A 14353-nucleotide genomic window follows, 5' to 3' on the forward strand; every position below is an offset into this window, starting at 1 on the left:
AAGCAGCTGTTGATCGGTGCCCTGGTGATGTCCGCAGCCTTTACCGCTCAGGCCGAGCGTTTGAAGGACATCGCCAGCATTTCCGGCGTGCGTTCCAACCAGTTGATCGGCTACGGCCTGGTCGTGGGCCTGAACGGCACCGGTGACCAGACCACCCAGACCCCGTTCACCCTGCAGACCTTCAACAACATGCTGTCGCAGTTCGGCATCAAGGTGCCGGCCGGCTCTGGCAACGTGCAGTTGAAAAACGTTGCGGCGGTGTCGGTCAGTGCCGATCTGCCGGCGTTCGCCAAGCCCGGCCAGCAAGTGGATATCACCGTTTCGTCCATCGGTAACTCCAAGAGCCTGCGTGGCGGCACCTTGTTGCTGACGCCACTCAAGGGGATCGACGGCAACGTCTACGCCATCGCCCAGGGCAACCTGGTGGTGGGCGGTTTCGATGCCGAGGGCCGCGACGGTTCGAAGATTACCGTCAACGTTCCGTCGGCCGGTCGCATTCCTGGCGGTGCGTCGGTGGAACGTGCGGTGCCGAGCGGTTTCAACCAGGGCAACAGCTTGACGCTGAACCTCAACCGTTCCGACTTCACCACCGCCAAGCGCATCGTCGACAAGATCAACGACATGCTGGGCCCGGGCGTGGCCCAGGCGCTCGATGGCGGCTCGATTCGCGTCACCGCGCCAATGGATCCGAGCCAGCGGGTCGACTACCTGTCGATCCTGGAGAACCTCGAGGTCGATCCGGGCCAGGCGGTGGCGAAAGTCATCATCAATTCGCGCACCGGCACCATTGTGATTGGCCAGAACGTCAAGGTTTCCCCGGCCGCCGTGACCCACGGCAGCCTGACCGTGACCATCACCGAAGACCCGATCGTCAGCCAGCCGGGGCCATTGTCCAACGGTCAGACCGCCGTGGTCCCGCGTTCGCGGGTCAATGCCGAACAGGAAGCCAAGCCGATGTTCAAGTTCGGCCCGGGCACGACCCTGGATGAAATCGTCCGCGCGGTGAACCAGGTCGGCGCGGCGCCGGGCGACTTGATGGCCATTCTTGAAGCCTTGAAGCAGGCCGGCGCGTTGCAAGCCGACCTGATCGTGATTTAAGGAACGCGGCCATGGTGGATATGCGCAAAGGCGCCTTGATCAGCGGGGATTCGGGTTCCTACTCGGACTTGAATCGCCTGAACCAGCTCAAGGTCGGCGACAAGAACAGCGACGGTAACCTGCGTAAAGTGGCGCAGGAATTCGAGTCGCTGTTTCTCGGTGAAATGCTCAAGTCCATGCGTTCGGCCACCGAGGCCTTGGGCAAGGACAACCCGATGAACACACCGGAAGCCAAGCAATACCAGGAAATGTACGACCAGCAGTTGGCCGTTTCCATGTCTCGCGAAGGCGGTGGTATCGGCCTGGCCGATGTGCTGTTGCGCCAGATGTCCAAGAACAAACCGCTGGCTTCCGGCGAGGCCGCCACGTTGTCGGCCGCCAAACAGCAGGAGGCGCTGGACAAGGTCGCCAAGGCACCGGTGCCCACGCCAGTGGCCGCCGGGACGCTGCCCGACGGTCCTTTGTCGCGCAGCAACGGCCAGCGTCCGCTCTGGGCTTCGCGGGCCGTGAGCGCGCCGCAAGGGTCCGAGGGCGTCCACCGCAACGACATGGAACTGCTCAACCAGCGTCGCCTGGCCCTGCCGCCGAAACTGGCCGACCGCCTGCTCGCCGGGCTGGTGCCTTCGGCCTCGACCAATGTCGATGTCCCTGCGCAGAACCTGCTGCCGGATCGCGCCATCGCCGCCGTCAAGCCGACCACCGGCGAACTGGCCAACGGCGACTGGCTGGCCGCGCTCAAGGCTTCCGAGCCGAAAGGGGACATGCAGGTCTATGGTCGCGCCGTGGCCCAGCCGCCGCTGGCACCGGCGCGCAAGGCCTTCCGCGATGCCGATGAATTCGTCAACGCCATGCTGCCAATGGCCAAGGAAGCCGCCGACCGCATCGGTGTCGATCCACGCTACCTGGTGGCCCAGGCCGCCCTGGAAACCGGTTGGGGCAAGTCGGTGATGCGCCAGCCCGATGGCAGCAGCAGCCACAACCTGTTCGGCATCAAGGCCAGCAAGAACTGGACGGGCGATTCGGCGCGGGCGATCACCAGCGAATTCCGCAATGGCGCGATGGTCAAGGAGACCGCCGAGTTCCGTTCCTACGCCTCGTACCGCGACAGTTTCCATGACCTGGTCAACCTGCTGCAAAGCAACAGTCGCTATCAAGATGTGCTGAAGTCGGCCGATAACCCGGAACAGTTTGTACGCGAGTTGCAGAAGGCCGGTTACGCCACCGACCCGAACTACGCCAATAAGATTTCGAACATAGCCCGGCAGATGACGAGTTACCAGAACTACGCGTCGGCTGGTGCCACCACGACTTTATAAGGTCTGAACCATGAGTTTGCTCAATATCGGGATGTCGGGTCTGTCCGCAAGCCAGACCGCACTGGTGACCACGGGTAACAACATCGCCAACGTCGATACCGCAGGGTATTCGCGTCAGCAGACCGTGCAGACCACCAAGGCGTCGAACCAGTACGGCAACGTGTTCATCGGTTCCGGCACGACCCTGGCCGATGTGCGCCGGGTGTACAACGCCTATCTCGAAGCGCAACTGAAAACCACCACCTCGCTCAACAGTGACGCGGCGGCCTACCAAGGGCAGATCACTCCGCTCGACTCTCTGTTGTCCGACAGCGGCACCGGCCTCAACGGCGCGTTGACCAAGTTCTTTGCCTCGGTGCAGAACGTCAATGCCAAGCCGGGCGACGATGCGTCCCGCCAGTTGCTGCTCAGCGATGCCCAGGCCTTGAGCAACCGTTTCAATTCGGTTGCCAGCCAGTTGACGGAGCAGAGCCAGAACATCAACGGCAACCTGTCGAACATGGTCGACCAGATCAACAGCCTGGCCACCACCGTTGCTCAGTTGAACAAGAAAATCGCCGAAGTCTCCAATTCCGGTGGCGCGCCGAACGACCTGCTCGACGCCCGCAGCGAAACCATTCGCCAGTTGTCCACTTTCACCGGCACTCAGGTCGTGGAAAACGGCAGCAGCCTGGACATCTACCTCGGTTCCGGCCAGCCGCTGGTCATGGGTAATATCACCAATAAACTCGAAGCGGTGCCGGACAAGAACGATCCGGGACGCATGGGTATCCAGCTCAACAGCGGTTCCAGCGTCATGGACCTTACCCAGGTGCTCACCGGCGGCGAGATCGGCGGCCTGATGCGCTACCGCAGCACCGTGCTCGACCCGGCCATGAACGAGCTGGGCCGCGTGGCGCTGGTTGTCGCCGACCAGATGAACAGCATCCAGGCTTCGGGTATCGACAAGAACGGTGCGTTCGGTTCCAACCTGTTCAGCAGCATCAACAGCGCCGCGCAGATGAGCCAGCGCAGCGTCGCTTCGCTGGGCAACAGCGCAGGCTCCGGCAACTTCAACGTGTCCATCGAAGACACCGGCAAGCTGACCACCAACGACTACAAGATTACCTTTACCAGCGCCACCAACTACACCGTACAGCGCCTGCCTGATAACACGTCGATGGGCGCGTTCAGCACCACGACCACGCCAGCGCCGGTCGTCGATGGCTTCTCGCTGACTTTCGCCAACGGCACCGCGGCCGCGGGCGATTCGTTCAAGATCACCCCGACCCGCAACGCGGCGGGCAGCATCAAGACCGAGATGACCGACTCCAAGCGGCTGGCGATTGCCGCCCCGCTGGGCGCCGCCATCACGCCGGGCGGCAGCGGCACGCTGACCATTCCGGCCAGCGGCCAGCCGACCATGACGACGAAGCTGGACATCTACGACGAAGCCACCACCAGCATCATCCAGAACGGCATCAAGAATTCCATGCCGGTCAAAGTGGTGTTCGGGGCGACTGCGGCCGGTGGCACCAGCCAGGCTTACCAACTGCTCGATGCCAAGGGCGGCTTGATCAGTAGCGGCACGATCAAGCCCGGCCAGAGCAACACTCTTAGCTTGAGCGTTCCGCTCAAGGACGCCACCGGCGCCCCGATCATGGATTCGTCCGTACCGCCGGTGCAGCGCACCGTCACGTTCGACATGTCCATCGCCGGCGCGCCTTCACAAGGTGCCGGCATTGACATAAGCCTTAGCCAGCCCGGCAGCCTGGATAACCGTAACGGTGCCGTGCTCGCTGGCTTGCAGACCGGCAAGACCGTGGACACCAACTCTGCCAGCAAAGGCATTTCCCTGAACGATGCCTACGGCAAGCTGGTGGAAGGGGTCGGCGCCAAGGCCGCCCAAGGCAAGCTGGACAGCGCTGCCACCGGCGCGATCCTGGACAACGCCAAGAATGCCCGCGACTCGTTGTCCGGCGTCGATCTGGATGAAGAAACCGGCAACCTGGTCAAGTTCCAGCAGTACTACACCGCGTCTTCGCAGATCATCAAGGCGGCGCAGGAAATCTTCAGCACATTGATCAACAGTCTTTAAGGAGCCGTAGTCCATGCGCATTTCTACCTCTCAGTTTTACGAAAGCACGGCTGCGAACTACCAGAAAAACTTCGCCAACGTGGTCAAGACCAGCGAAGAGGCCAGCAGCCTGGTGCGGGTGAACACCGCCGCTGATGATCCGGTGGGGGCTTCGCGTCTGCTGCAATTGGGCTCCCAGGCCTCGATGCTGGCCCAGTATGAAACCAACGCCAACACCATCAAGGCCACTCTGGGCACCACCGAAGCGGTGATGAACAGTATCGGCAACGTGTTGCAGCGGGCCAGTGAATTGGCTGTCGGTGCCGGCAACGCCGGTTACACCGACGCCGACCGCCAGGCCAACGCTTCGGAGCTGGCGCAGATCGAAGAACAATTGCTGAGCCTGATGAACAGCAAGGACGAAAACGGCAAGTACATCTTCTCCGGTTCCAAGGGTGACACCATCCCGTTTACCCGCAACACCGATGGCAGCTACAGCTACAACGGTGACCAGGTGACGCTCGACCTGCCGGTCGGCGACACCATGTCGATGGCCACCAACAGCACCGGCTGGGAAGTGTTCCAGCAGGCCGTCAACACCAGCCGCAGTCAGGTCACCCGCACCGCGCCGCCGGTGGATGATGGGCGCGTGGTCTTGTCCAACGGCCAGGTGTCATCCAGTGTCAGCTATAACAGCAAGTTCCGTAGCGGCGAGCCGTACACCGTTGAGTTCACCAGCGGTACGCAACTGAGAATCACCGACTCGCTCGGCAATGACGTAACCGCCGAAGCCAGCCAGGGCGGGGCATTTGACCCTAACAGCAAGAGCGGGCAGGCCGTGCAGTTCCGTGGCTTGGAATTGACGTTGAATATCAACCTGCAAACGGGTGATGTCCCCGGTACGGTGTTGCCAGGCCATACCTTCACCTTGGCTGCCAAGCCGGACACCTTTGTGCCGATGCGCAGTCCCGGTAACCCTACCGCAGTGCAGATCACCGGCAGTGAAATCACCGATCCGGTGGCTTACCACGCCAGTTTCCCTACGGGGGCGGCCGTGTTGAAGTTCACCAGCGCCACCGATTTCGATCTCTATGCGGCGCCACTGACGACTGGCAGCCAACCCGTGTCAAGTGGCACGCTGGCCGGCAACGTGGCGACTGCATCGGGCGTAAGCTTTACCTTGAACGGCACGCCGGGCGCGGATGATCAGTTCAGCATCGCGGTCAACACCCACGAAACCCAGAACATCCTGGATACCGTGAATCAGTTGAGGACTGCCCTGAACACGCCTACCAACGGTGATCTGATCGCGCTGCAGAAGTTGCAGGCTTCGCTGGCTTCCGGTATCGGCAACCTGGCAAGCGGCACCGATCAATTGTCCAGTGCCTTGAGTTCAGTGGGTGGTCGTGGTCAGGCCCTGGAAACCCAGAGCGACACCAATCAGAGCTTGATCCTGGCCAATAACCAGACCCAATCGTCGATCCGTGATTCCGATCCGGCTGAGGTGATGACTCGCCTGACGTTGCAACAGACCATGCTGCAAGCCTCGCAACTGGCGTTCAGCAAGATCAGCCAGTTGGGTCTGTTCAACAAGATCTGAGCCGGTATCGACCGAGCCGCCAACCGTCTTTTTTTAAGCGGTTTCGGGGCTCCGACCTGAAAAGGCCGGGGCCCGCCGCTCGAGAGTTTTAACTGTGAAGTCACTCCCCCTCGTCAGCATCGTCATCCCCGCGTACAACCCGCGGTTCTTCGACCAGGCACTGTTCAGCGCCTTGGCCCAGACTTACGAACACATCGAAATCATTGTCTGCGACGATTCATCCGGTGATGAAATTCGCCACATCGTCGAGTCTTTCACCGAGCCGGCCCATCCGATCCGCTATCTGAAAAATCCACAGCGATTGGGGCTTCAGGGCAATCTGTTGCGCTGTGTCGAAGAGGCGCAGGGCGAATTCATCAAGGTGTTGTGCGATGACGACCGTCTATTCGCACCGAGTATTGCGATGCAGGCCCAGGCGCTGATGGATTATGCTGATGTCAGCGTTGTGTTTGCGCTTCGGCTGTTGTGTGACGCAGGTAACTTCATCCTGCCACCCCGTATGGACAACTGCCGCTTTTCGCCAAATGACGCTTTGCTCAAGGGCGACGACATGCTGGCCATTTTCGAGAGCACGCCAATCAACTTCGTTGGCAATTTCAGTTCGGTCCTGATGCGTCGCGCCGATGTGCTGGAATTGCTGCCGGCGCTGATTCAGGACGGTACCGGTTTTGTCGCGTTGCTCGACTTTGCTTTGTTCGTCTGCCTGATGCGTCGCGGCAACCTGATTGCCTTGAATACCGTGTTGAGTATCGAACGGCTGTACCCGGAGCGTTTGAGCAAGACTCCGGAAATGCTCAAGGCCGCGAAGGCAGAGTGGGAATGGCTGGCGCAGATGCTTGTTGCGCGCAGCGGCGAAGCGGCTCCGGCCTCGGGTTGGGTGCGCTGCATCGATCTGAGTAAAATCACTGACCAGCCTCATGCCTGGCAGGAACTCTGCGTAACCCGCGTGTTGGGCAACCGCAATACCGTCGTCAACGGCCGGGTAGGCGCCCGGAGCGAGAGCTATGCCGAGTTCTACCGTGAATGGTTGTCGAATCGTCGTTTCAGTGAGGTCGAACAGCGTGTCATTCCTGCGCGTATCGACAGTTGGCCGTTGCGTCCGAACATCGTGCCCATTGTCATCGACGGTGCCGGTGACAATGTGGCATTGGCGTCCACGCTGCGCAGCATAGACGGCCAGCTCTATCCGGCCCAGGCTGTCGTGGTGCTTTCCGACGCCCGTTGCGAGGCCAATGACCGGGTTTTGCAGTTGCCTTATCAGCCCGATTGGGCGCGGCAACTCAATGCCATTGTCCCGCAGTTGGAGGGCGCGCATTGGTTCTATCTTCTGCGCGCTGGCGATACCCTCCGTGATTCAGCGTTGTTGATCCTGGCCGAACGCGTGACCGGGAAGCCGGGAATTCTCTGCGCTTACAGCGATGAGGGCGCACTGGTAAACGGCGAGTCCATCGAGCCGGTATTCAAGCCTGATTTCAACCTCGACCTGATGCGCGCCTATCCCTACGTCGGCCGGGCCCTGGCCTTCGAACGTGAGCGTTTCACGACCGTGGGCGGTTTCGACCCGGCCCATGGCGAACTGGCACCTCACGATTTGCTCTGGCGGTTGGTAGAAGAGGCTGGCCCGCAGACCATCGAGCACATTGCTGAGATTCAGGTGGAGTCGACGCTGAGCTTCGCCCAATGGCTGTCGTGGCCAGGAGTTATTGAGGGCAACGCCCCTATGGTCAGCGCTCACCTGGCGCGCATCGGCGCACCTCATGAGATTCGCCAGGATGTGCTGCCGCTGATCAATCGCATCGACTACCGATATGGCATTCGTCCGTTGGTGTCGATCATCCTGCGTACGGGGGATTCGCTGACAGCCTTGCAGCGCTGCTGCGAAAGCCTGATCGAGCGCACGGCCTATACGCATTATGAAATTCTGATAGTGGATAGCGGCGTCCGGGATCCTGCCATGCTCGGCTGGCTGGCGGACATGGCGCAGTTGGGCGCAAGCATGCTGCGCGTGCTGCGCTACGCCGGTGACGACAATGAGGCTGCGGTGCGTAACTTTGCCGCGAGCCAGGCCCGGGGCGACTACTTGTTGCTGCTTAGCCCACAGATGGTCATTTGCGAAAGTGATTGGTTGGACGAGCTTATCAACCATGCCTTGCGCCCGGAAGTCGCGGTGGTCGGCGCAAGGATACTCAGCCCCCAGGGTACGATTGTCGGCGCAGGGCAGATCCTCGGGTTGGCCGGACCGGTGGGATCACCGTTTTATGGCGAGTCCGCGACCTCTCGTGGCTACATGCAACGCCTGCACACGACCCAGAACTGGAGTTCGGTCAGCAGCGACTGCCTAATGGTGCGCAAGCAGGTGTTTGAGGCGCTCGGTTGCCTTGATGAGACGACTTTCACCCAGGGCCTCAGTGACGTCGATTTGTGCCTGCGCATAGGTAAGGATGGCTATCTGGTGGTCTGGACGCCTTACGCCAGCGTCATGCAAGCGACCGGGCAATCGTCAGCCCAGCCGGAAGAAGCGTTGCAGGAACGCGAGCGTGAAGTTTTCTATCGCAAATGGCTGCCGCAGATTGCTCGTGACCCGGCTTACAGTCCTTCCTTGAGCCTGGGGGCTTCCAGCTTCGGTCTGGAACCCTCGCTACGCAATAACTGGAACCCGTTTTGCACCCGTACATTGCCACTGGTACTTGGTTTGCCAGTCAATGCCACAGCAGTTGGTCATTATCGCGTCACGGCCCCTCTGGCTGAGCTTGAAGCTGCCGGTCGAGTGATTGCTCGGGTGGCCTACGAGTCGCCTTCGACCGTTGAAATCGAGCGACTGTCTCCAGATGCCATCGTGTTGCAGGGGCGCTACAGCGAAGGTGCTGCTGGCGACATTCTACGAATGAAGAAGTATTCCGGCGCTTTTAGGATTTTTGAACTCGACGACTACATCGTAAGCGCGCCCAAGAAAAATACCCACACGCGCAACAAACCGGTCAACACCGAGCAGATGTTGCGCGAGGGTATCGCGTTGTGTGATCGCGTGGTGGTGACAACTCAACCGCTGGCGGATGCCTTATCCTGCATGCACAACGAGATCCGCGTGGTGCCTAACATGTTGCGACCCGAGCCATGGGCCCGGTTGAGCAGCCGGCGCGGAACATCCTCCAAGCCACGGGTCGGCTGGGGCGGGGGGACCAGCCACAGCGGCGATCTGGAAATCATTGCCGACGTCGTCCGCGAACTTGCCAATGAGGTGGAGTGGGTGTTCTTCGGGATGTGCCCGGAAGTATTGCGCCCCTACATTCATGAGTTCCACGCCTCCGTCGGGTTGCAGACTTACCCGTTCAAACTGGCCAGCCTGAACCTCGACCTGGCACTGGCGCCGCTGGAGTTCCATATCTTCAACGACTGCAAGAGCAATCTGCGCTTGCTGGAGTACGGCGCCTGCGGCTACCCGGTGATCTGCACCGACACCAAGGCCTACGACGGCTTCCTGCCGTGTACCAAGGTACGCAGCAACAGCACCGAGGAATGGATCGCGGCAATCCGCATGCACTTGGCCGACCCTGACGCCAGCTACCGCATGGGCGATGAACTGCGCGAAGCGGTGTTGCGCGACTACATGCTCAGCGGCAAGAACCTGCAACATTGGTTGTGGGGTTGGTTGCCGGACTAGCTCTGACAAAACTTGGATCAATGGCGACTTTAGTCGCCTTTTTTTCGCCTCAATCTCCATGCCCACAAGCCGATAAAGGCAGATGAGTTTTTTTTGATCGCGAGCGGCTTTATCCAATGCTGCTTGAAAAAATACCCGGTTTCTCAACAGAGCAAGGAAGAAGCAAATGGCAGTGATAAATGGAACGAGCGGCGTGGATACACTGGCCGGGAGCAGTGATGACGACGAGGTCTATGGATTGGCCTCCAATGATGTGCTCCTGGGGAGCGCTGGGGCGGACAGGCTGGATGGGGGGACGGGGATCGATACGGTGGATTATTCCGCTTCGACGGCTGGCATCGACATTGATATTCGCAACGGTGTCGGCCGGGCTGGTGTCGGTGGTGATGCCGAGGGCGATACGCTGGTCGCTATCGAAAAAGTTATCGGTACGGCATTTGATGACACTTTCACGAGCGCGATTGGTGGCCCTACTTTTGAAGGCGGCGCCGGTAACGATGTTTATAACGTCGCCACAAGTGGCGTGAAAATAATTGAGCAGGACAATGGTGGCATCGACGAGCTGCGTACCAGCTGGAAGTTGATGACCATGGACCCCTTCATTGAAAACATGACCTACACCGGCAGCACAGACTTTACCGGTTACGGCAACGCCAGCGACAACATCATCACCGGCGGCGTGGGCAACGATGTGCTGTTCGGTGGTGACGGCGCCGACCAGTTCTTTGGCGGCGCGGGGCTGGACGTGGCCGGTTATACCGACAGCAAGGTGGCGGTGAACATCAACCTCAAGACGGGTGTTCACTCGGGCATTGCGACTGGCGACACCTTTACCGACATCGAAGTGATTCGTGGCACAGGTGCTGCCGATACCTTCGTGGCGGACGGTCGGGCGATTGGCTTCGACGGCGGCGCGGGCATCGACACGGTGGATTACTCGACGTCGGCCGAGGCCATCAATGTCGATATTCGGGCCTATAAAGGCTTGCCTGGGATTGGCGGTGATGCCGAGGGCGACACGCTGGAAGGGATCGAAAAGGTTATCGGTACGGCGTTCAATGACACGTTCACCAGTGCCTGGGGCGCCGTGACGATGGAAGGCGGGGCAGGGGACGATCTCTATACCGTCAATACCAGCGGCAACAAGACGGTCGAGTTGGTTGACGGCGGCTACGACGAAGTTCGCACTAATCAGGCCACCTTCACCCTGAACCCGTTCATCGAAAAACTGACCTACACCGGCACGGCGACGTTCACCGCGTACGGCAACGCCAGCGACAACGTTATCGTCGGCGGCGTGGGCAACGATGTACTGTTCGGTGGTGACGGCGCCGATCAGCTCTTCGGCGGCGCGGGGCTGGACGTGGCCGGTTATACCGACAGCAAGGTGGCGGTGAATATCAACCTCAAGACGGGTGTTCACTCGGGCATCGCCACTGGCGACACCTTTACCGACATCGAAGTGATCCGTGGCTCGAATTTGAACGACACCTTTGTGGCGGACGGCCGGGCGATCGGTTTTGACGGCGGCGCGGGCATCGACACGGTGGATTACTCGACGTCGGCCGAGGCGATCAACGTCGATATTCGTGTCTATAAAGGCCTGCCTGGAGTTGGCGGTGATGCCGAGGGCGACACGCTGGAAGGGATCGAAAAGGTCATCGGTACCGCATTCAATGACACGTTCACCAGCGCCTGGGGCGCCGTGACGATGGAAGGCGGGGCAGGGGACGATCTCTATACCGTCAATACCAGCGGCAACAAGACGATCGAGTTGGCTGACGGCGGCTACGACGAAGTACGCACTAATCAGGCCACCTTCACCCTGAACCCGTTCATCGAAAAACTGACCTACACCGGCACAGCGGCTTTCACTGCTTACGGCAGTGTCACCGACAACATCATCATCGGCGGCGCAGGTAACGACGTGCTGTTCGGCGGTGACGGCGCCGATCAGCTCTTCGGCGGAGCGGGGCTGGACGTGGCCGGTTATACCGACAGCAAGGTGGCGGTGAACATCAATCTCAAGACGGGTGTTCACTCGGGCATCGCCACTGGCGACACCTTTACCGACATCGAAGTGATCCGTGGCTCGAATTTGAACGACACCTTTGTGGCGGACGGCCGGGCGATCGGTTTTGACGGCGGCGCGGGCATCGACACGGTGGATTACTCGACGTCGGCCGAGGCGATCAACGTCGATATTCGTGTCTATAAAGGCCTGCCTGGAGTTGGCGGTGATGCCGAGGGCGACACGCTGGAAGGGATCGAAAAGGTCATCGGTACCGCATTCAATGACACGTTCACCAGCGCCTGGGGCGCCGTGACGATGGAAGGCGGGGCAGGGGACGATCTCTATACCGTCAATACCAGCGGCAACAAGACGATCGAGTTGGCTGACGGCGGCTACGACGAAGTACGCACCAACCAGGCCAGCTACAAGATGGATCCGTTCATCGAGAAGTTGACCTACACCGGCACGGCCGCTTTCACCGCCTATGGCAACGCTAGCGAAAATATCATTATCGGGGGCGCAGGCAACGACGTGCTGTTCGGCGGTGACGGAGCCGACCAGTTCTTCGGTGGCTCGGGGCTGGACGTGGCCGGTTATACCGACAGTAGCGAGGCCATGTACATCAACCTCAAGACCGGGGTTTATTCGGGTATTGCAGTTGGTGATACCTTTACCGACATTGAAGTTATCCGGGGTTCGAGCTTCAACGACACCTTTGTAGCGGACGGTCTGGCGATTGGCTTCGATGGTGGTCTGGGAATAGACACGGTGGATTATTCGACCTCGGCCGAGGCGATCAATGTCGATATTCGCGTCTATAAAGGCTTGCCTGGGATTGGCGGTGATGCCGAGGGCGACACGCTGGAAGGTATCGAAAAGGTTATCGGTACGGCGTTCAATGACACATTCACCAGTGCCTGGGGGGCTGTAACGCTGGAGGGAGGGCTCGGTGATGACGTCTACATTGTCAACACCAGCGGGAACAAGACGGTCGAGCTGGCCGATGGCGGCTTCGACGAAGTATTTACTAATCAGGCCATCTTCACCATGGACCCGTTCATTGAGAAGATGACTCACACTGGCACGGCGGCATTCACAGGCTACGGCAACACCGGCGATAACATCATCATCGGTGGCGCAGGCAACGACGTACTGTTCGGCGCCGCTGGCGCAGATCAACTCATTGGTGGAGCAGGCGTGGATGTCGCCAGCTATGGCGATAGCCGGGTAGCGGTTACTCTTAATATGACCACAGGCGTCCATTCCGGTATTGCAGCAGGCGATACCTATCAAGAGATTGAAACGCTGCGTGGGTCGGGTTTTAACGACACCTTCATCGGCGGTTCGCAAGCGATGGGCGTGGATGGCGCGTTGGGAACTGATCTGGCCAGCTATGAACAGTCCTCCAGTGCGGTGACCATCGACCTGACAACCAATGTGAATGCCGGTGATGCGGCGGGCGATACGTTTACCGCGATCGAGATCTATCAGGGCTCCAGCTTCGATGACACCCTGTTGGGCTCTGCTAAAGCCGACATTTTTATTGGTGGTGCGGGCGCCGACGTCATCGATGGTCGCGATGGTGTGGATCAGGCCTGGTACATCAACAGTGCTGCCGCAGTGGATATCAACCTTCAGACGGGTATTCACCAGGGCGGCGACGCCCAGGGCGATGTGCTGACTAACATCGAGCGGGTCATGGGCAGCCAGTTCAATGACTCCATGACAGGAGACAGCCTGGCTAACTGGCTGGAGGGTGGGCTGGGCAGCGACACCATCTACGGGGGCGATGGCGCCGATTACATCTATGGCGGCTTGTACACGGCTACAGGCCCGATGCTCCCCGGTAGCTCTACCAACGTTGCCCAGGCCGACCAGCTCTATGGCGGCCTCGGCAATGATGCGATCACCACGGCCAGCCTGGACACCGGAACAGTGGCTTATGGCGAGGCTGGCAACGACGGTATCGCGGTGTTCAGCGGCACTGCTGACGGTGGGGCCGGCAACGATATTCTGTTGGGCAAAGGGGATGGTTTCCGCTTATTGGGCGGGGCAGGCGATGACACTTTGACTGTCGCCGAAGGTGGTCAAGGGTTCGTCAATGGAGGCCAGGATGACGATACCTACGTCATTGATACCTACGGCCAGGTCACGATCAAGGATGACGGCGCAGGAGGATTTGATCGGGTGATGCTGAATGGAATGGCGTCGATGGACACGATAACGACCGTACGAAGTGGCAATGATGCCTATATCTTCAACACCTCCAGCTACCATTCAGGCCAACCTCTTTCGGACATGGGCGTGAAGCTGCAGGACTGGTACGCGGGCTTCAACACCATCGAGCAGTTCCATACGTCCAATGGAGATGTCTTTACGATCCCCGCATAACATCTGCGCGCGCTCCCTCTTACCCGGGGAGCTTGATCAAGAGCAGGGCTACAGGAGCGCCTCTGGGTCTTATTGACCCAGAGGCGCTTTTTTTGCCCGCAGCATGGGCGCAATCTTACGCAGGCGAGTCCTGCCGTAGGCGGACTGTCTGGTGCGGAACTTGCAGTCCAGCGCAAAGCGCTCGAAGAGCGTCAAGTTTCCTTACGAGCTCTGTCAT

The 14353-nt window shown here is 59.9% G+C and carries 6 protein-coding genes; all 6 read left to right on the forward strand.

Annotated features, from left to right (window positions below; genetic code table 11):
* The first annotated feature begins 27 nt into the window (after positions 1–27).
* Positions 28–1098: a flagellar basal body P-ring protein FlgI gene (locus tag AC515T_RS07925; protein ID WP_210645138.1), complete on the forward strand. Its 1071-nt coding sequence runs from the start codon at positions 28–30 to the stop codon at positions 1096–1098.
* 14 nt (positions 1099–1112) lie between these two features.
* Positions 1113–2414 (forward strand): flagellar assembly peptidoglycan hydrolase FlgJ, encoded by a 1302-nt coding sequence (gene flgJ, locus AC515T_RS07930; RefSeq protein ID WP_496533090.1) that lies wholly within the window; start codon positions 1113–1115, stop codon positions 2412–2414.
* Between the two features lie 10 nt (positions 2415–2424).
* Entirely contained in the window at positions 2425–4491 is a 2067-nt protein-coding gene (gene flgK / locus AC515T_RS07935; protein ID WP_496532055.1) for a flagellar hook-associated protein FlgK, read from the forward strand.
* 13 nt (positions 4492–4504) lie between these two features.
* Positions 4505–6070, forward strand: coding sequence for a flagellar hook-associated protein 3 (locus AC515T_RS07940; protein WP_496532056.1), 1566 nt, complete (start codon positions 4505–4507; stop codon positions 6068–6070).
* 94 nt (positions 6071–6164) lie between these two features.
* On the forward strand, positions 6165–9731 hold the full coding sequence (locus AC515T_RS07945; protein ID WP_496532057.1) for a glycosyltransferase: 3567 nt from the start codon (positions 6165–6167) through the stop codon (positions 9729–9731).
* Positions 9732–9897: 166 nt separating this feature from the next.
* Entirely contained in the window at positions 9898–14136 is a 4239-nt protein-coding gene (locus AC515T_RS07950; RefSeq protein WP_496532058.1) for a beta strand repeat-containing protein, read from the forward strand.
* The last annotated feature ends 217 nt before the right edge of the window (positions 14137–14353 follow it).

This window comes from Pseudomonas sp. FSO-7 (genome assembly GCF_059579345.1).